Origin of the sequence: uncultured Sphingomonas sp., assembly GCF_964244265.1 — a bacterium.
Taxonomy (GTDB): Bacteria; Pseudomonadota; Alphaproteobacteria; order Sphingomonadales; family Sphingomonadaceae; genus Sphingomonas.
Genome location: NZ_CAXTHV010000035.1, coordinates 12,567 through 31,000 on the forward strand (window position 1 = coordinate 12,567; position 18,434 = coordinate 31,000).

The 18,434-nt window shown below is 66.2% G+C and carries 15 protein-coding genes and 1 pseudogene; 3 read left to right on the top strand and 13 right to left on the bottom strand.

Annotated elements, in window-relative coordinates:
* Positions 1-53: 53 nt before the first annotated feature.
* Entirely contained in the window at positions 54-731 is a 678-nt protein-coding gene (locus ACFE7K_RS13400; protein ID WP_375398698.1) for a response regulator transcription factor, read from the bottom strand.
* Between the two features lie 34 nt (positions 732-765).
* The gene (locus ACFE7K_RS13405; protein ID WP_375398699.1) at positions 766-1,065 is read right to left on the bottom strand and encodes a hypothetical protein; all 300 of its coding nucleotides are present in this window, start codon (positions 1,063-1,065) and stop codon (positions 766-768) included.
* A 135-nt stretch (positions 1,066-1,200) separates the two neighbouring features.
* On the opposite strand from ACFE7K_RS13405, the gene ACFE7K_RS13410 reads away from it, so the two are divergent.
* Together ACFE7K_RS13410 and ACFE7K_RS13415 are read left to right on the top strand one after the other, a co-directional pair.
* Positions 1,201-2,982, top strand: coding sequence for an ABC-F family ATP-binding cassette domain-containing protein (locus tag ACFE7K_RS13410; protein WP_375398700.1), 1,782 nt, complete (start codon positions 1,201-1,203; stop codon positions 2,980-2,982).
* 121 nt (positions 2,983-3,103) lie between these two features.
* Positions 3,104-3,859, top strand: coding sequence for an SDR family NAD(P)-dependent oxidoreductase (locus ACFE7K_RS13415; RefSeq protein ID WP_375398701.1), 756 nt, complete (start codon positions 3,104-3,106; stop codon positions 3,857-3,859).
* Positions 3,860-4,089: 230 nt separating this feature from the next.
* Here ACFE7K_RS13415 and ACFE7K_RS13420 read toward each other — a convergent pair whose 3' ends face one another.
* Positions 4,090-5,346, bottom strand: a complete 1,257-nt coding sequence (locus tag ACFE7K_RS13420; RefSeq protein ID WP_375398702.1) for a cytochrome P450 — start codon at positions 5,344-5,346, stop codon at positions 4,090-4,092.
* 166 nt (positions 5,347-5,512) lie between these two features.
* Between ACFE7K_RS13420 and ACFE7K_RS13425 the strand changes: the two genes are divergently transcribed.
* Positions 5,513-5,704: a ferredoxin gene (locus ACFE7K_RS13425; RefSeq protein ID WP_375398703.1), complete on the top strand. Its 192-nt coding sequence runs from the start codon at positions 5,513-5,515 to the stop codon at positions 5,702-5,704.
* Between the two features lie 54 nt (positions 5,705-5,758).
* On the opposite strand, the gene ACFE7K_RS13430 is transcribed toward ACFE7K_RS13425, so the two are convergent.
* The 10 genes and pseudogenes from ACFE7K_RS13430 to ACFE7K_RS13475 all read right to left on the bottom strand — a co-directional run.
* Positions 5,759-6,577 carry a sugar phosphate isomerase/epimerase family protein gene (locus ACFE7K_RS13430; protein ID WP_375398704.1) on the bottom strand — a complete coding sequence of 273 codons (819 nt, stop codon included), beginning with the start codon at positions 6,575-6,577 and terminating at the stop codon, positions 5,759-5,761.
* Positions 6,578-6,588: 11 nt separating this feature from the next.
* On the bottom strand, positions 6,589-7,419 hold the full coding sequence (locus ACFE7K_RS13435) for a coniferyl-alcohol dehydrogenase (RefSeq protein WP_375398705.1): 831 nt from the start codon (positions 7,417-7,419) through the stop codon (positions 6,589-6,591).
* 61 nt (positions 7,420-7,480) lie between these two features.
* Positions 7,481-8,374: an SMP-30/gluconolactonase/LRE family protein gene (locus ACFE7K_RS13440; RefSeq protein WP_375398706.1), complete on the bottom strand. Its 894-nt coding sequence runs from the start codon at positions 8,372-8,374 to the stop codon at positions 7,481-7,483.
* A gap of 18 nt (positions 8,375-8,392) precedes the next feature.
* Complete coding sequence (locus tag ACFE7K_RS13445) at positions 8,393-9,382, bottom strand: alpha/beta hydrolase (protein WP_375398707.1); 990 nt, start codon at positions 9,380-9,382, stop codon at positions 8,393-8,395.
* A gap of 43 nt (positions 9,383-9,425) precedes the next feature.
* Positions 9,426-10,415, bottom strand: a complete 990-nt coding sequence (locus ACFE7K_RS13450; RefSeq protein WP_375398708.1) for an alpha/beta hydrolase — start codon at positions 10,413-10,415, stop codon at positions 9,426-9,428.
* A gap of 174 nt (positions 10,416-10,589) precedes the next feature.
* Complete coding sequence (locus ACFE7K_RS13455) at positions 10,590-13,244, bottom strand: TonB-dependent receptor (RefSeq protein ID WP_375398709.1); 2,655 nt, start codon at positions 13,242-13,244, stop codon at positions 10,590-10,592.
* A 276-nt stretch (positions 13,245-13,520) separates the two neighbouring features.
* Positions 13,521-14,777, bottom strand: coding sequence for an MFS transporter (locus ACFE7K_RS13460; RefSeq protein ID WP_375398710.1), 1,257 nt, complete (start codon positions 14,775-14,777; stop codon positions 13,521-13,523).
* A gap of 118 nt (positions 14,778-14,895) precedes the next feature.
* Complete coding sequence (locus ACFE7K_RS13465; protein ID WP_375398713.1) at positions 14,896-16,122, bottom strand: CaiB/BaiF CoA transferase family protein; 1,227 nt, start codon at positions 16,120-16,122, stop codon at positions 14,896-14,898.
* Positions 16,123-16,229: 107 nt separating this feature from the next.
* On the bottom strand, positions 16,230-17,738 hold the full coding sequence (locus ACFE7K_RS13470; RefSeq protein WP_375398711.1) for an aldehyde dehydrogenase family protein: 1,509 nt from the start codon (positions 17,736-17,738) through the stop codon (positions 16,230-16,232).
* Between the two features lie 184 nt (positions 17,739-17,922).
* Positions 17,923-18,434 (bottom strand): annotated as a pseudogene (locus tag ACFE7K_RS13475) (thiolase family protein); the annotation flags it as partial.

Genomic DNA, 18,434 nt, shown 5'->3' on the forward strand with positions numbered 1-18,434 from the left:
CCGCGGCGTCCATCGTCACGCGTCGCCGCCGTCGCGCAGGGAAGCGGTACGGGTCATCCCGCCGGCAGCTTTTCGGGATCGTCGAGGCTATAGCCCAGCCCGCGGATCGTGGTGATCACGTCCTGCCCCAGCTTCTTGCGAATGCGCGTGACAAACACCTCTATGGTATTGGAATCTCTATCAAAATCCTGGTCGTAGATATGCTCGATCAGCTCGGTGCGGCTGACGATCTTGCCCTTGTGGTGGAGCAAATAGCTCAACAGCTTATATTCCTGCGCGGTCATCTTGACCGGATCGCCGGCCAGCGTGACCTTGCCCGACCGCGTATCGAGCCTGACGTCGCCGGCGATCAGCTCGCTGGAAGCATTGCCCGAGGCGCGACGGATCAGAGCGCGCAGGCGGGCGATCAGTTCCTCGCTCTGGAACGGCTTGGCGACATAATCGTCGGCGCCGGCATCAAGCCCGGCGACCTTGTCCGACCAGCTGTCGCGCGCGGTCAGCACCAGCACCGGGGTCACCTTGCCCTCCTTGCGCCAGCGGTCGAGCACGGTCAGCCCGTCGATCTCGGGCAGCCCGAGATCGAGCACGATCGCGTCATAGCTTTCGGTCGAGCCGAGGAAATGCCCCTCCTCGCCATCGGTGGCGAGATCGATTGCATAGCCGGCGCCTTCCAGCGTATTCTTCAGCTGCTGACCCAGATTGGGCTCGTCCTCGACGATCAGAACACGCATCGCAATCCCCTTCGCGGTCGCGCCGATGGCGCGGTCAATAGCCGGTTCGGTCGATGATCTGGCCCGACCGGCCATCGACCCGCACCCAGATGACGGTTCCATTGCGCAGGAATTTCAGCGTGTAAATCCCGCTCTCCGGATCGATTTCCGGGCCGAGATACTGCGCGCCCTTCATGGTCGGGACTACCCTGCGCTCGATCTCAGGCAGGGGCAGGACCTTGCCGGCACGCATCGCGTCGAACGCGCGCTGCTGGTCGCCGCGCTGGCCGCACGGCGGGTCCGCCACGGGCGCGGCGATCGACAGGACCAGGGAAAGCAACGCGATCATCGACATGGGCGTCGCATAAGCGGGCCGCCTTGAACAGCCTGTGAACGCGTTCCGACGAACCGGGGTGCCCGGACAACGCCGGCCCGGGATCGGCCATCCCGACCTCGCAATTCGTGGGCCCGTACCCTAGATACGCCGCCCATGGCCGCGCCGATCCTGTCCTATGAAGAACTCGGCCTGGTCCAGGGCGATGGCTGGCTGTTTCGCGGGATCGACATCTTCATCGGCCAGCGCGATCGGCTGGCGCTGATCGGCCGCAACGGCGCGGGCAAGTCCACCTTGCTCAAGCTGATCGCGGGACGAATCGACGCCGATATCGGGCGACGGACGATCGTGCCGGGGACCAACGTCGTCTATCTGGAACAGGACCCCGATCTGTCGGGGCATGCGACGCTCGCCGACTATGTGCTGTCGGGCAACGACGCGCCGGTGCGCCACGAGGCGGAGGCGATTGCGGGTCAGCTCGACATCGACCTGTCGCGCGACGCGGCGACCGCGTCGGGCGGCGAGCGGCGGCGGGCGGCAATCGTCCGCGCGCTGGCGCAGGGTCCGGACGTGCTGCTGCTCGACGAGCCGACCAACCATCTCGATATCGCCGCGATCGAGTGGCTGGAAAGCTGGCTCAACCGCTTCACCGGCGCGTTCATCGTCATCAGCCATGACCGCACCTTTCTGACCCGGCTGACCCGCCAGACCTTGTGGCTGGATCGCGGCGCGCTGCGGCGCGCGGAGATCGGGTTCGGGGGGTTCGAGGCATGGACCGAGCAGGTCCATGCGGAAGAACAGCGCGCCGCCGAGCGGCTCGATGCGCGGCTGAAGCTGGAAGAGCATTGGCTGCTGCGCGGCGTCACCGGACGGCGCCGGCGCAACCAGGGACGGCTGGCCAAGCTGAAGGAAATGCGCGCCGAACGCGCAATGATGCTGGGGCCGCAAGGGACGGCAAACCTGGCGATCGGTGCCGACGATTCCCGCACCAAGACGGTGATCGACGCCGAACACGTGACCAAGAGTTATGGCGACCGCGTGATCGTCCGCGATTTTTCGCTACGTGTCCGGCGCGGCGACCGAATCGGGATCGTCGGCCGCAACGGCGCGGGCAAGACGACGTTGCTCAAGCTGCTGACCGGCGAGATCACCCCCGACAGCGGCGAGGTGCGGCTGGCGAAAACGCTGGACGGCGTGATCATCGACCAGCAGCGCAGCCTGATGGCCCCCGACAAGCGCGTGCGCGACGTGCTGGCCGATGGCGGCGAGTGGATCGACGTTCTCGGCACGCGCAAGCACGTCCACGGCTATCTCAAGGAGTTCCTGTTCGATCCCAACATGATCGATGCGCGGGTCGGCACGTTGTCGGGCGGCGAGCGGTCACGGCTGCTGCTGGCACGCGAGTTCGCCCGCGCCTCCAACCTGCTGGTGCTCGACGAGCCGACCAACGATCTCGACCTGGAGACGCTCGACCTGCTGCAGGAGGTGATCGGCGACTATGACGGCACCGTGCTGATCGTCAGCCACGATCGCGACTTCCTTGACCGCACGGTGACGGTGACATTGGGCCTCAACGGCAGCGGGCAGGTCGACGTGATCGCCGGCGGCTATGCGGACTGGCAGGCGAAGCGCCTGCCCCCCGCCGCGCCGCGCCGCGCCGCGCCCGCCGCCGCCGCGCCGGCCCGGGTTGCGCCGACCAAGCCAGCGAAACTGAGCTACAAGGATCAGCGCGATTACGACTTGCTGCCGCGACGGATCGAGGAGATCGATGCGGCGATCGCGCGCGACGAGGCGGCGCTGGCCGATGCGTTGCTCTATGCGCGCGATCCAGCGGGTTTCGCGCGGCTGACCAGCGCGATCGCGACGGCCCGGGCGGAGAAGGATATTGCCGAAATACGCTGGCTGGAACTGGCGGAACAGCTCGAGGCGCTGGGATAGCGGCCTGGAGCCGATATGGGTCCGGCAGGCGAGCAACAGCCAGCCGGCGCGATACGGGCCTGTCGCCATTGACGGGCGGTCATCGTCGGCACAGCATGTTGCTTCATAAGGCGAGGGTCGGATGACCGGAAAATTCGACGGCAAGACAGCCTTCATCACTGGCGGCGGACGCGGCTTTGGCGAAGCATTCGGCCGGGCGCTGGCGGCGCGCGGCGCGCGGGTCGCGCAGGTCGACGTCGATCTCGCGGCGGCCGAAGCGGTCGCGGCCGCGATCCGCGCGGACGGCGGCGAGGCGATCGCCATCGCCTGCGATGTCGCGGACGAGGCCGCCGTCGCCGCAACGGCGGCGCGGGTGATCGATGGCTATGGCGGGATCGACATCCTGATCAACAATGCCGGGCTGCATTCGATGGCCTACAGCCAGCCGCTGCTGACGATGGGCCTCGCGGCGATCCGGCGGCTGTACGACGTCAATTTGATCGGCACGATCGCCTGCTCGCTCGCCTGCCACGCAACCATGAAGGCGCGCGGCGGCGGCGTGATCCTGAACCTCGCCTCGGCCGCCTCTTATGCCTGCCAGACCGCCTATGGCGCCTCGAAACAGGCGATTCGTGGCGTCACGCTGACGCTCGCGAACGATTTCGGCCCCGACAATATCCGCGTCGTCGGGGTCGCGCCGGGGCTGATGGCGACCGACACGATCGTCGCCGAACTGCCGCCGGAGATGTGGGCGCACATCGCCGCGATGCAGTCGCTGCGCCGCCGGGGTGAGGTGGCCGACATCGTTTCGGCGATGCTGTACCTGTGCTCGGACGACGCTTCCTTCGTCACCGGCACGACGTTGCAGGTCGGCGGCGGTTTCCCGCTGGCGTCCTAGCGTGTGATTCAGCAAAGCTGAATCAGGGCGGTACCGGCCCGTTCCCCCACCCGACCGCCCACAATGCATCCTGATTGGGCGGTCGGGTGGGGGAGCGGGCCGGCACCGATTCCACGACCGTGGATCAGACTCCAGGGGTCGCAAATCATGTCGAAATCACAGGGAACTCCGGCGGTATACGTACCGGCTAGGTGGTTGCGATGGTCTCGCTGGTATACGGTGTCGCCAGGTCATCGATCCCAGACAAGCGGCAGATTTTCGATGCCGATGACGTTGCCGCAATGGAACCGGGCGGACGCATCGGGATCAAGCCGGAACTGAGGAAGCCGCGCAAGCACTTCCTCGTAGACGATCTGAAGCTCGATCCGCGCGAGGTGCGACCCCAGGCAGCGGTGCGGACCGGAGTTGAAAGCGAGATGAACCTTGTTCTCGCGCTTCAGGTCGAACGCCGCAGCGTTCGCGAATTCCCGCTCGTCGAGATTGGCGGCGGGCAGGCACAGCATCGCCAGATCGTTCTTGCGGAGCGTGGCGCCGGCGAACTCGACGTCACGGTCGACACGGCGCACCGGGATCGTGAAGGAATAGCGACGCAGCAATTCCTCGGCGGCTTCGGGAATCAGCTTGGGAGCGGCGCGCAATTCCGCCTGCAGCGCGGGGTCTCGCGCGAGGTGGCGAACGCCGAAGCCCATGCCGTTGATCACCGTGTCCAGCCCGGCGGCGAACAGCAGAAAGCAATAATTGAACATGTCCTCCAGCGTCACCGCGCGCCCGGCAATCTCCGAGCCCCAGAGCAGGCTGATGAGGTCGTCGCGGCGGTCTTCCCGACGCGCCTCGATCGTGGCGCGCATTGCGTCGCTAACCGCCAGCGCATTGTTCATCTGGCCCATGCTGTCGTCCGGGCTGGTCACCATGACCTTCTGGACGATCGTGCGAAACTCGGCCTGGCGATCAAGCGGCAGGCCCATCATCTTGAGGAAGATCTGCACCGGCAGCGGCTCGGCGATATCCGCGATGAAGTCGCACCGGCCTTGATCCGCGACCTGATCAATCAGGCCGGCAGCGAGCGTGCGGATGTCGTCCTTCAGCGCGAGCATCGTCTTGGGCGAGAAAGCGGCCTGGAGCGGCGCGCGATATTCGCCGTGCTCGGGCGGATCGACGTTGATCGGCACCGGCTGCGGGATATCGGGCATGCCCGGCGGCATCATCGCCATGAAAGCCTCGAGCTGCTCCGGGCTGAAGAACCTGCTGGAAAAACGTTCGGGATCGCGGGATGCCTGGAAATTGGCGGCATAGCCGAGAAGGAACCAATGCCCCCCGTTGCGCGGCGTCCAGAACAGCTCGGGTGCCTCGCGGAGCAGCTCCAGGAGCCTGTCGTGCGGGTCCGCGACATAAGCGGGATCACGGTACATATCGAAATCATAGAAGAATTCAGGCGCGACATGATCCGGCGTCGCCACGGCAGGGCTCAAGGTCGTCACGTCGTCCATCTGCCGCCTCGCTTGAAAGATGTCGAAACCATCTGGCCACAAGTCGGATCGACTCAAGCATGCGAGCCTTGTACGGCGTCAATAACGCGGGGACGATTTGCGTCGAAATGGCTTTCGGGCATCGTCCCCTGGCTTCAGAATGTTTCGGCATGTACGGGACCGGGCCATGAAGATCAGGATCGAAAAGAGCGGATGCGTCGGCAATGCCCGCTGTAACGCCGTAGCGGGCGACCTTTATCCGTTGGACGACGTCGGCTACATAGCCGTCGAAGGCTTTGACGTCGCGCCGGGCGACGAGGAGGCGGCGCGCAAGGGCGCCCGCGCCTGTCCGGAACGGATAATCTTCGAAGAAGAATAGCCACCGCCGCCGTGCCGTGCGATCCGGCTTGAGGCGGTCGGTCTTCTTCCGGCCTTATGCCGCTTCGGTGGTCCTTCCCGCTTCGGTGAGCAGCGTCCTGGTCCGTTCCAGCAGCAGCCGGGCGCGGTCGAGATGCGACATGCCCTGTTCCGCTAGCGACTTCAGCGGCACCTCGATGCCGACCACGGCATGCGCGGGCAGCGCCTTCAGGAACTCGACGACCGGCAGTTCGCCGTCGCCCGGCACCTCGCGTTGATTGAAGGCGTCCCTCATATAGTCGTCATCGGACAGCGTCGCCGGGCTGTCGCATAATTGCGACGCCAGGATCAGCGCGGGATCGTAGCGCGCGATGTCGGCGGGCGTCTCGCCGCCGAGAATGAGGTGCATGACGTCGACCAGCACACCCGCGGGATGGCTCGCCAGGCCGACGAACTCCACCGCCTCGGCGAGCGAGCCGATTTCCGTCAGCCGGCAAAATTCGAGCACCAGCCCGAGCCCGCCATTGGCCGCCATCTCGGCCAGTCGGCAGAAGCTGTCGGTCGCCCGCGCCCTATCCTTGTCGAGGATCACCGTGGCGCCGCATCGCGCGCCGATCCGGCCGCCGAGATCGATCAGGCGGGCATAATCGTCCCAATCCATGCGCGGCTTGACCACCAGGCCTTCGAGATTGCTGACGGTGATGCCGCGCTCGCGCAGGCGGGCGATCATCGCCTCGGTCCGATCGTCACCCTTTGCCAGCCGGTATGCGCCGGCGGAATCGGTACTGCTGGTGAACGCGCTGATCGCGTCATAGCCGGCGTCGGCGGCGATATCGACCAGCTCGGCCGGCGAGACCCCGACGACGGTGAGCTGGTCGAGCGAAAGGAGCGGCATCGGGGCTCAGCTCAGGCGGCCGCGCCCTGCTCCATCCCGCCCATCATCGCGCGCATGTCGATCTGCCCGGTCATCACCGAGCCCAGGAAGCCCAGATCGACATTGAGCGCCAGCCCGCTGATATAGCTCGCGGCGTCGCTGCCGAGGAAGATCAGCGGATAGGCCTGCTCGACGGGCAGCGAGCGCCGGCCGCTCGGCTGGGCGGCGGCCTCGAGCACCGAGGCCGGCGTGACCTTCTCGATATCGTCCATCATCGGGGTCTGGGTCGGCCCGGGCAGCGTGCAATTGATGCGGATGCCGCGCTTGATCAAATCGTAGCAGCGCAGCAGCGTCCAGGCGATCACCACCTCCTTGGAGAAGCCGTAGCCCTCGAGCACGATATCGGGATGCGCCTCGCTCCAGGCGACGGCGCTGGCGTAATCGGGCTGGGCGATGAACTCCATCAGCAGCGGGATGCGCTGCGTCCAGCCCAGGCCGCCGTTGGAGGCGATCGAGGTGATCGCGCCGCCCTCCTTCATCAGCGGCAGGACCGCCTCGGTGAGGTGACGCAGGCCGATGAAATTGACCTTCATCAGATCGAGCGGCGGGAAGCCGGGCGCCAGGCCGGAGCAGTTGAACAGCGCGTCCACCGGGCCGCCGATCTTGGCGACCGCCGCGTCGATCGACGCGGGATCGCGCAGGTCGACCTCGGTGAACGACGCCATCGGGACCTCCGAGCGCCTGAAATCGAAGCCGTGGACCTCGCCGCCGAGCCGCACCAGCTCGCGCGCGGCGGCCTCGCCCATGCCCGAGAAGCAGCCGCTGATGATGACGCGCTTGCCGGTGAAATCCCAGACGCTCATGATATATTCTCCTCAACTATCTGCCCGGCAAATGCCGAGGTTGAATGATGATCGTACGCGCCTACTCGCGCGGCGCCGGCCATTTGAACAGCGGCAGGCCCGGGGTCGGCAGGTCATGCCATACCCACACCGTACCCGGCCAGCCCTCGGTGACGAACAGCCAGCGATCGTCCGGACCGCCGAAGCAGCAATTGGTCGACACGCCCTTTCCGGGCAGCGGCAGGAAATCCACCTGCCCGCCATCCTCCATGACGCGGACGCCATGCCCCAGCACGCCCGCCATATAGATGCGGCCATCGCGGTCGAGCGCCATACCGTCGGTGTGGTCGGACCCGGAGGCATCCTCGCAGATCCACTCGCGACAGCCGTCGAGGCCGATCCGCATCAGCCCGTCGCCCTCGGTGACGACGAGGTTGCCGTCGGGCTCGCGCACGATGCCGTTCACATAGACGAGATCGTCCGCGATCAGGCGCACATTTCCATCCGGCGCGCGCGCCATCACGCGCGCCAGCCGCGCGCCGGGCGGCACGGGAAAGCGCGGCGGATCGGTGAAATAGATCGTGCCGTCGGGTCCGACCACCAGATCGTTCGACGCCTGCATGTCGCTCAGGAGACGGGTGACGGTTCCGTCCGCCGCCACGCGCTGCAACCCTCCCGGGACGAACCCGGACGGACGTTCCGGCGGCGGGAAGCGGATCTCTTCCGGCGGCAGCGGCACCTGGCCGAAGTCGATCCCGCCATTCTGGGTGACGACGAAGCCGCCGTCGTCGGCCGGCGCGGCGGCGTTGGGGCCGCCGGCGGTGTCGGCGATCTTCGCCTTGCGCCCCTCCCCCGGCCAGATGCGATAGAGCGCGCCTTCCGCCACGGCGGTGACGACGAGCGTGCCGTCGTCGCACCAGACCGGGCCTTCGGGTAGGCCGATCCCGTCGGCGATCCGTTCAGGAGCGGACACCATCCGTCAGCCGTCCCGCGATCAGAGGCCGGCCACGAAGCGCCGGACCTCCAGGCGGATTTCCTCGTCTTCCGGGGTGATGCCGCCGAAGCCGCCGTGCGGCATACCCTCGAACACATGAAGTTCGGCCGGCAGGCCGAGGGTGCGCAGCGCCCGGTGGAAGCGGACCGCGTTCGAGAGGAACAGGTCGCGCGTTCCCGCCTGCAGGAAGGTCGGCGGCCAGCCCTTGGAGAAGTCGCCGAACAGCGGCGAGAGGTATGGATCGGCCAAATCGTGGCCGTTCGCGTAGAGAAGGTTGGCGGACGTCAGCCGCTGGGTGAGCATGGCGTCGATGCCCATGTTCGTCTCGAAGCTGTCGCCGGATTCGGTCAGGTCGATCTCCGGCGTCAGCAGGACAAGGCCGCGCGGCAGCGGCAGGCCCTCGTCGCGGCCGCGCAGCACCAGCGCGGCGGCGAGATTGCTCCCCGCCGACCCGCCGGCGACGACGATGTTCTCAGGCGCGGTGGTCTCGAGCAACCCGCGATAGGCGCCCAAGCAATCGTCGAGCGGCGCGGGATAGGGATGGTGCGGCGGCATCCGGTAATCGACGCTGATCGTGCGCAGCCCCGTATCGTTCGCTCCCAGCCGTCCCATCAGCGGCGTGAGCGGGCCGCCGCCGCACGTCAGGCCGCCACCATGTATATAGAGGCAGATCAGCGGGCTGGCCGCATCGAAATCCTCGGGCTCGACGTCATAGACGGTGACGCCGCCGAGCAGACGGCTGGGGAAGGCCGCCGGATCCTGTCCGGCGAACACCATTTCCATCATCATCGCGTCGCTCTTTTGCCGCATGGCTTCCCAGCCGGCGATGTCGTCCAGCGCCGGCGGAGTGGACGACATGGGATTGGCCGCCAGATACCCCAGCACGGCTTGCGCCACCGGACTGATCGACGAGGGCATCGGTATCTCGCGCACCACCTTCAGCGGCGGATAGGATTCCGTCTGCTCGGTCTCGGTCTCGGTCTCGGTCATGTTCATTTCCTCATGTCTCGGTAGATCGGCCCGCGTCGCTTCATCATGCCCGGGGCAATGCGGCGAGGAACCGGCGCACTTCCTCGTAGACGTCCCGGTCCTCGGGCGCGCTCCCCAATCCCCCTTCGAACATCGCGCCGAAGCCGCCATGGGGCATGGCCTCGAAGACGTGCAGGAAGGCGGGGATATCCTGCTTGCGGAGCGCGCGATGGAAGCGCGCCGTGTTCGACAGGAACAGGTCGCGCGTGCCGCATTGCAGGAAGGTCGTCGGAAATCCCTTCGCGAAGTCGCCGAACAGCGGCGACAGATAGGGATCGGACAAATCGTGGCCGGCGGCATAAAGCTCGATCGATTCGGTGAGCCGGGCCTTCAGCACCGGATCGACGCCCATCAACGTCTCGAAGCTGTCGCCCGATTCGGTCAGGTCGATCTCCGGCGAGAGGAGCACCACCGCCGACGGCGGGGGCAGGCCTTCGTCGCGCGCGCGCAAGACGAGCGCCGGCGCCAGATTGCCGCCGGCGGAGGTTCCCGCCACGATGACGTCCGCCGGCCGCCGCGTTTCGAGCAGCGCCCGATACGCCGCGACGCAATCGTCCAGCGGCGCGGGATAGGGAAAGTGCGGCGGCATCCGGTAGTCGAGGCCGATCGTGTGCAGCTGCGCGCCATCCGCAAAGGCCGTCGCCATCGCCCCGCAAGCCCTGCCCGATCCCATTGTGAACCCGCCGCCGTGCAGGTAAAGGCAGATACGGCCATCCTCTTCGCCGAATGATCCCCGCGGCTCGATCTCGAAGGCGCCGATGCCCCCGACCTCGATCGGCGTCACCGTGGTTCCGGCGGCGGGGGCGGCGATGGTTTCGAACAGCACGTCGTTGACGAAGCCGATCATCGCCTCCCAGCCGGCCATATCCCGCGGCTGCTCCATGGCATCGGCGGGTATCGCCGCCATCATCTCCAGCTTTTCCCGAGCCGCCTCGCTGATCGACGACGGATAAGGAATCTCCCGGCTCGCGATAGTGAGAGGAGACTGGGTCATGCGGCACCTTTTCTCCGTCGGGACAATGATCGGCCGATCGGGATCAGCGGATCCGGGATCAGCAAATCCGGACCCCGTAGTTACGCTGTTGCGTCCTGCTTAGATCGACGACGTACCCGTCGCTCCGGGGCGACGCCATCGCTCGTCGCGATCTTGCCGCCCCGTCACGTTCAGTCAGAAATTGAACCGCAGCTTCCCGCCGATGACGCGCTGTTCGCCGTAGCGCGCGAATTCGAGGCCCGTGCCGTTATAGATGCCCGCAACCTGGGTCTGATACTTCTCGTCGGTAACGTTCGTCGCGAACACGGAAACGTCGAACGCCGATCCGCCTACGCGATTCCAGTTCAGATTGAGGTTGAGAGTGTTGAACGACTTCATCTTGGCGAAGGGCGACGACGCCGGCGATACCGCCAATTGCGAGCTGCTATAACTATAGGTGGCACCAAACACAATCTGCCCGAGACCCGGATCCAGCGGCAGTGCATAGCTGCCCGTCACCGTAACCCGATCACGTGGCGAATAGGCCAGATCGCCGCCTACGGCTGCCGACAAGGTCACGATCTCAAATGGGGGAGTCGGTACGATGACGGGCGCACTAACCAGCTTCGTGCGAAGATGAGTATAGGAGCCGTTCAGATTGAAGCCGCGGAACAGGGTGATGTTGGCCTCTGCCTCGATACCATAGCTTCTTGACTTGTTGACGTTGATAATACCCGATGCCTGAGAAACTACGTTGTCCGTATCGGTAAAGGCGGCGTTGATCTGCTGGCCGTAAAGATTGTTATAGAAGCCATCGATGTTGAAATAGCCACGAAGCGCCCCCCGTATATCCGTCTTCAGGCCGATCTCGAATGCGTCGATCCTTTCCGGCCTGAAGGTCCTGTATATCCCGGCGCCGCTTGGGGTCACGCTGCCCTGGCGGTAGCCGCGAGCATATTTTCCGTAGAGCAGGATGTTCTCGTTCGGCTTGTAATCGAGATCGATGAGCCAGGTCGGCTTGGAACTTTTCGTTCTGGACGTGATAAGACAGTCATTGGTAATGGTGGCGTCGAACTGGACGCAGGATACTCTTGGGTTGTTGGCGCCGAAACCGGGCCCTCCAAAGGCGTAGCTGAGTTCATTGGCGGTCGCCTTCACCTCGTCGGAAGTGTAGCGAATGCCGCCGGTGACCTTAAGCTGATCCGTCAGGGCGTAGGTCCCCTGCGCGTAGATCCCGAGATTGCGATAGGCTACCGTCGTACGCCGCCGGCCGAGGCCGCCAATGGGAAAGTCGTAGCCCGGATCGGTGAACTGCGCCGGCACGCCGAGCAGGTTTGAGTAAAATAGAGCATAGCCCCGCCGGAAGATCTGGCCCAGCGGCGAGTAGCATTGCAATGTCGTGACGTCCGTGCAGTTGACCAGCTGGGTGGAGCGGTTTTCCGTGTAACCGTGGGGGGCGGCCCGCTCGTAATAGGCGCCCGCCTGCCATATGAACTTGTCGCCGCCGATCCTGCCCTGGAACTGCAACTCCTCGGTGAAGGTCGACTGGTCGGTATTCCCCGCGTCACCATTGGCGAAAGTGTCGACGAACTGCAGCCGCGTCCCCGCCAGCGCACCGGTAGGCGTCGGCTGCAGGCCGAGGACGGCGCCCGTCGCGCTCTGAACGGGAACGAAGACGGTGGTCGGAATCTTGATGTCGCTCGAGAACACGTCCGACACGTATTTGCCCGTCAAGCGCGTATAGCTGATGATGTTCTTCACCGTCAGCGTGTCGCTGACCTGCCAGGTCGTGGTGTTGATCCCGCGATACTCGGTACGCTCGTTGAGCGGGTTGCCGATATCGGTGCTGACGGTGTGCGGACCGCCCCCCTGCTGCGTCGCGAACGGACCGCACACATTGGCGCCGATGAAGCTCGCCGGATTGCATCCGATCAGTGCGTAGCCCGATCCGTTGCTCTTCGAGTGAAGGTAGGACACGATCGTGTAATTCTCGATGTCGGGCGTGACGTCCCACACCACGCTGCCGCGCACCGCGATATAGTGCCGGTCGTCGAGATCGGGGCCGGTGCCGACATTCTTCGTCAGCCCGTCGCGATCCTGAAAGTCGAACGCCAGGCGCGCGCGGACGGTGTCGGTAAGCGGCGCGTTGATGGCGCCCTGCAGGCCCTTCCAGTCATAGCTGCCGTACAGACCCTCGACATAGCCCTCGAAACGACCGGTCGGCTTCTGCGGCACGAGCAGCACCGCGCCGCCGGTCGTGTTGCGGCCGAACAGCGTGCCCTGCGGACCTTTGAGCACCTGGACGTTCTGCAGGTCGAAGAACGAGCCCGGTCCGGCGCCGTCGCCCTGCGGGATCGACGAGCTGCTGCGCGGCGCGACGACATCGGCGAAATAGACCGCCACCGACGGCGATGTGCCGATTTCCTGCGTGAAACCGCGGATGGAGTAAGCGGTATTCTCCCGGCCGGTGACGCCGTTCGTCGAGAGCGACGGCGTGTAGAGCGCGAGGTCTTCGGGCGCGACGATGTTGCGGTTCGAGATCTGCTGCTGGTTGAACACCGTGATCGAGATCGGCACGTCCTGCAGCCGTTCCTCGACGCGCCGCGCGGTGACGATGATGTCGCCGCCTTCGCTGTTCCCGCCAGTGGCGGTCCTGCCGCCCTGCGGTCCAGCCTCTGCGGCCGGGCTGGCCGGTGTCGCCTCCGGGGAGATACCGGCCGGTGCGCCCTCCGGGGGCGTCCCGCTCGGCACGGTCTGGGGCGAGGCGCCGCTCTGTGCCAGCGCGGGCGCGGAAACGATCAAGCCCAGTCCGCTCGTGAGCAGCAGCGCCGCCTTGTATGAAGTACGCATTAACCCCTCTCCCATCCTTTGTTGCCGCATCTTTGCGGTCCTCGACACAATAATGCCCGCCCACGTCACCTGGCGCAAGCCCACGATCCGGATCAGACAAGGAAACCATCAACCTTCCCGAGCCGGAGCGCGCTGGTACATCAAAATGGCGGCGTCGCTTAGAGAGAAGCCGCTATATCGCGGTCGCGATGTTGGGGCCGACGCGACCTCGCGAGCAGGACCGATGCCGATGCGGCGGCCGAGAGTCCCGCGACGAGACGCGTCCGGCAATGGGGATCACGAATGCTCCGGCACGCGTGGCAACGCCGCAATCAACAAGGTGCTCACGATCAGCAGCGGGACAGCCGCCAGCAGAACGGGCGTGTAGCTCAGCACATGATCGTACAGGATGTTGCCGAGCAGCGGACCGATCCCTGCCCCCACGCCGTAGAAGGCGATGATGATACCGAAGATTCCGGCAAACCTGTTCAGGCCGAAATAGCGCGCGGCAAGATAGGTCGCGATATCCATCTCGGCACCCAGCCCCAGGCCGAGGAGGATCGCCGACAGGATGGCGAGCGGGATCGAGCCGCCCGCCGCCAACAGGATCAGGCTGGCGGCCGCCGGTAGCAGGAAGGCGGCGATCGCGATCGGTCGCGCCTGGATCCGGTCGAGCAGGAAGCCGATCAGGATGCGTCCGGCAATCGCGCTGACCCCCGCCACCGCCGCGACGCCCGCGGCAGGCGCCGGGGCCATGCCGCGGTCGCGCAGGATCGGCACGAGATTGACGAGGATCGCGACCCCGGCGACGATGAACAGCGTGCCCCCCAGCCCCAGGCAGAGAAACGGCCGCGACCGCAGTGCCTCGGCATAGCGCATATCGGCCTGCGGCGCGACGTGCGGCGGGTTGCGCATCGACGGCAGGTCGCGGCGCGCCCGGAAAAAGGCGAAGAGCAGCGGAAAGGTCACGACCGCCCAGCTTGTCGCGAGCGCGGCAAAGGCCAGCCGCCACCCCAAGGCGGTGGTATAGAGCGTCGCCAGCGGCGGCCAGATCGCCGCAGCCAGGCCGTTGCCGGATAGCGCCACGGCCAAAGCGAGACCGCGTGAGGTGTCGAAACGGCTGACGACCGCCATCGTGAGGATCGAGGGCGCCATCAGCGATCCCGACAGGGAGAACAGCATGAACAACAGCCACCAATGCCACAATGTGCCGTCGACCAGTCCGAGCGCGGATATCGCCACCGCCAGCGCCAATACCCCCGCCAGCGCGATCGGGCGCGGCCCCCACCGGTCGGCCATGCGCCCGGTGAGCGGCATCGCGACAAGCCCGACCAACGTGCTCACCATGAAGCCGGACGAAAACGCGCCACGCGTCCAGCCGAACGATGCCGTGACCAGCGGCATGAAGATGCCCGCGCTGTAGATGACCAAGGACATCCCGGTCGTCGCGAGCATCACGACCGCCGGCAGCGGCCAGGCCATGCGCCATTCGGCGGCGCCGGCGCGCTCGGTCACCATGCCCTCACCCGACCTGCCTTGCTGATCGATCGTCACGAGCCTGAGCCTGCCGCGGAAAAACCAAGTGCCGGCTCGACTATGCGCCATCGCACGCAGTCGTTCCGATCCGCCCGCCGATGCGATGGGATGGGGCGGCAGGCGGCCAGCACCTGGCTCAGGCGATCGCGCCCGCCGCCTTGAGCGCCTCGATGCGATCCCATTCCAGGCCCAGCTCCATCAGGAAGGTCTCGGTATGCTCGGACGCCTGCGGGGCGCGGGTGGTCTTGACCGGCGCGTGGTTGAACTGGACCGGGTTGCGGACCAGCTTCAGCGGCGGCCCGCCATCGACCGCCTCGACCTCGAACACCATGTCGTTGGCCAGCGCCTGCTCGTCCTGCGAGAATTCGAGCATGGTCTGGATCGGGCCCCACTGACCCTGCATGGTTTGCAGATGCTTGCGCCAGTAGGTGATCGGCTTGGCGGCGAAGGCCTCCACCATGAGCGCGCTTGCCGCTTCCCAGTTCTGCATCAGCGCATGGACGTCGGAGAACCGCGGATCGTCGGCGGCTTCGGGCAGGCCGAGATGCTCGAAGGTGTCGCGGATGAACGGGCCGGGCGAGAGCACCGACATGGCGATGCCGCCGCCGTCCGACGCGTAGAAATAGCCCATGAACGGATTGCCGGGCGAGCCGCCCGAGCGCGGCATACGGCCGTAGGGATTGAGGCCGGTATCCATCGCCATGTCGATCGCCATGCCCGAAGACCACCACGCCGAACTCATCAGCGAGACGTCCATCTCCGTCGCCTCGCCCGTGTTCGCGCGGTGGAAGAGCGCGGCCGAGATGCCGCCCGCGATATACATCGCGCCGATCGAATCGCCGAAGGCTCCGATCGACTGCGGGATCGCGCCCTGCAGCTCGGGCGGAGTGATGGCGGCGGCGACCCCGCCCCGCGCCCAGAAGGTGCAATTGTCATAGCCGCCGGCATCGCGCTCCGGCCCCTTGTCGCCGTGGCCCGTGCCCCGCGCGTAGATGATGTTGGGATTGACCGCGCGGATATGCTCGATGTCGAACTTGTTCTTCTGGCGCACCGAGGCGCGATAGTTGGTCAGGAAAACGTCCGCCGTCTTCGCGATCTCGTAGATCACTTCCTGCCCCTCGGGCGTCGACAGGTCGACGCCGACGCTGCGCTTGCCGCGATTGGGGTGCTCCATCATGGTGTTGCGGTTCGGATCGATCCGCAGGCCACCGAGGTTGATGAAACCGCGCTGGGTGTCGCCGCGCACCGGATGCTCGATCTTGATGACGTCCGCGCCCCAGTCGGCCAGCACGCCGCCGGCGGCCGGCACGAACGTGAATTGCGCAACCTCGAGGACGCGAACGCCTTTCATCACGAGAGCCATGGCCATCCATCCTGTGATCTGATGTTATGTGATCGAACCCTGTTCCCGTGGCTCGACAGGTGAATTGGCGCGCAGCCGATCGCGGGAACGACCGGCCGCGCGAGAGATCAGATCGTGTCCGCCATGGCGGCCGCCGACACGTCGTTCGCGGACGACGCCGCGGGCATGGCGATCGTCTTGATCTGGAGATATTCCTCGAAGCCCGCCTCGCCCCACTCGCGCCCCAGGCCGCTCTGCTTGTAGCCGCCAAAGGGTACGTCCGGCGCGGACCAGATCCCACCGTTTACGCTATAGGTGCCCGCCCGGATGCGCTTGGCGATCGCCATGCCGCGATCGAAATCGCCCGAGACGACCGCCCCCGACAGGCCGTAGATGCTGTCGTTGGCGATCCGGATCGCGTCCTCGTCATCCTCGAACGGGATGACGACCAGCACTGGCCCGAAGATCTCCTCCTGGGCGATCTTCATCTTGTTGTCGACATCCACAAAGCAGGTCGGCTCGACGAAGAAGCCGTCGCCCTTGTCGGCCGGGATGCCGCCGCCGGCGATCAGCCGCGCGCCCTCCGCCTTGCCCGCCTCGATATAGCCCAGCACGCGCTTGCGCTGCCGCTCGGAGATCAGCGCGCCCATATAGTTCGCCTTGTCGTCGAAATCGCCCCATTGCACGTGCGCATAGGCCTGTTCGAGGATCGCCACGCCCTCGGCGTAGCGGCTGCGCGGCAGCAGCAGCCGCGTGCAGTTCGCGCAGCCCTGCCCGGCATGATAGATCATCATCGAGTGGGCGACGGCCATCGCGTAATCGGGCGCGTCCTCCAGCACGATCAGCGCGGACTTGCCGCCGAGTTCCAGGAACACCCGCTTCAGCGTCTGCGCGCCGCGCTCCATGATGCGCTTGCCGGTCACGGTCGATCCGGTGAAGGTCACCAGGTCGACGCGCGGATCGCCGCTCAGCATCTCGCCCAGCATCGCGGGATCCTCGCCGGTCATCACGTTGAACACGCCCGCCGGGAAGCCCGCCTCGGCCGCCAGTTCGCCGATGATGGCCCCGGACAGGGGAGTCTCGGGCGCGGGCTTCAGGATCACGGTGCAGCCCGCGAGCAGCGCCGGCACCAGCTTGGCGACGTTGACGTAGAGCGGCACGTTCCACGGCGTGATCGCGCCGACCACGCCGAACGCCTCGCGCCGGATGACCCGCCGCGACTGGGTAAAGAAGGCCTCGACGACGCCTGCGTCCTTCTCCCACTTGAAGTCGTCGAACACCTTGAGCATGCCCGGGAACGCGTCGAGCGCGAACTGGACCTGGGGCCCCATGATCGTGCCCCACGCGGCGCCGCCTTCCAGCCGCACGATCTCGACGATGCGATCCTGATTGGCGACCATCAGTTCGCCCAGCTTCGCGACGAGCGCGCGGCGGCGGGCATGATCGGTCGCCCAGTCGGTGTCGTCGAAGGCGCGGCGCGCCGCCGCGATCGCCTCCTCCATGTCCTCGGCGGAGGCGTCGGCCGCCTCGGCGATCACCTCGCCCGTCCACGGGCTGACATCCTTGTAGGTCCGGTCGCCCGCCGCGTTGCGCAGGACGCCGTCGACATAAAGCTGCCCGGTTGCCAACGTCACCATTTTCGGATCCTCTCGTTCGGTTCCGCCCCCGCCGAGGGGCCATCATCAGGTCTCGCTCGCCGTTTGCCCGTCACCGCACCGCGATCCATCATCCGACCGGTATAGCCCGGACATTGACGACCAGCGAGAAAGCCGTGGAAAGATCGCCGATACGATACCGTGGCGCATCATCGCCGTGCCCGGCTCAGTCGCGCGTCAGCAGCAACGCGGTGCCAAGGAAGCCCCCTCCCGCCGTCGCCACCGCCACCTTCGGATCGCCCGGAATCTGCCGGGCGCCGCCCTTGCCGCGCAACTGCACGGCGGCCTCGTGCGCGAAGCCGAAGCCGTGCAGCCGTCCGCCCGCGATCTGGCCGCCGCCGGTGTTGAGCGGCAGCTCGCCATCGACCGCGATGCGCCGCCCGCCCTCGATGAAGCTGCCGACCTCGCCGATCTCGCAGAAGCCCAGCCCCTCCAGCCACTGGCAGGCGATGAAGCTGAATCCGTCGTACAACTGGACGGTATCGACGTCCTTCGGCCTGTAGTCCGTGTTCTTCCAGAGCTGCGCGCCGGCCTGGTAGCAGGCATAATAGTCCGCCTGGTCCCAGCTCAGCTTGTCGACGCCGAATGCCATCGCGGCGATGCGGATCGGCGTGCAAGACACTTCGTCGATCGCGTCGCCCGCCGAGACGATGATGACGGTGGAGGCATCGGTGTAGC

Excerpts from the sequence above, each read along its gene's own strand:
- ACFE7K_RS13400 (WP_375398698.1), bottom strand. The coding sequence starts at position 731 with ATGCGTGTTCTGATCGTCGAGGACGAGCCCAATCTGGGTCAGCAGCTG.
- ACFE7K_RS13405 (WP_375398699.1), bottom strand. The coding sequence starts at position 1,065 with ATGTCGATGATCGCGTTGCTTTCCCTGGTCCTGTCGATCGCCGCGCCC.
- ACFE7K_RS13410 (WP_375398700.1), top strand. The coding sequence starts at position 1,201 with ATGGCCGCGCCGATCCTGTCCTATGAAGAACTCGGCCTGGTCCAGGGC.
- ACFE7K_RS13415 (WP_375398701.1), top strand. The coding sequence starts at position 3,104 with ATGACCGGAAAATTCGACGGCAAGACAGCCTTCATCACTGGCGGCGGA.
- ACFE7K_RS13420 (WP_375398702.1), bottom strand. The coding sequence starts at position 5,346 with ATGGACGACGTGACGACCTTGAGCCCTGCCGTGGCGACGCCGGATCAT.
- ACFE7K_RS13425 (WP_375398703.1), top strand. The coding sequence starts at position 5,513 with ATGAAGATCAGGATCGAAAAGAGCGGATGCGTCGGCAATGCCCGCTGT.
- ACFE7K_RS13430 (WP_375398704.1), bottom strand. The coding sequence starts at position 6,577 with ATGCCGCTCCTTTCGCTCGACCAGCTCACCGTCGTCGGGGTCTCGCCG.
- ACFE7K_RS13435 (WP_375398705.1), bottom strand. The coding sequence starts at position 7,419 with ATGAGCGTCTGGGATTTCACCGGCAAGCGCGTCATCATCAGCGGCTGC.
- ACFE7K_RS13440 (WP_375398706.1), bottom strand. The coding sequence starts at position 8,374 with ATGGTGTCCGCTCCTGAACGGATCGCCGACGGGATCGGCCTACCCGAA.
- ACFE7K_RS13445 (WP_375398707.1), bottom strand. The coding sequence starts at position 9,382 with ATGACCGAGACCGAGACCGAGACCGAGCAGACGGAATCCTATCCGCCG.
- ACFE7K_RS13450 (WP_375398708.1), bottom strand. The coding sequence starts at position 10,415 with ATGACCCAGTCTCCTCTCACTATCGCGAGCCGGGAGATTCCTTATCCG.
- ACFE7K_RS13455 (WP_375398709.1), bottom strand. The coding sequence starts at position 13,244 with ATGCGTACTTCATACAAGGCGGCGCTGCTGCTCACGAGCGGACTGGGC.
- ACFE7K_RS13465 (WP_375398713.1), bottom strand. The coding sequence starts at position 16,122 with ATGGCTCTCGTGATGAAAGGCGTTCGCGTCCTCGAGGTTGCGCAATTC.
- ACFE7K_RS13470 (WP_375398711.1), bottom strand. The coding sequence starts at position 17,738 with ATGGTGACGTTGGCAACCGGGCAGCTTTATGTCGACGGCGTCCTGCGC.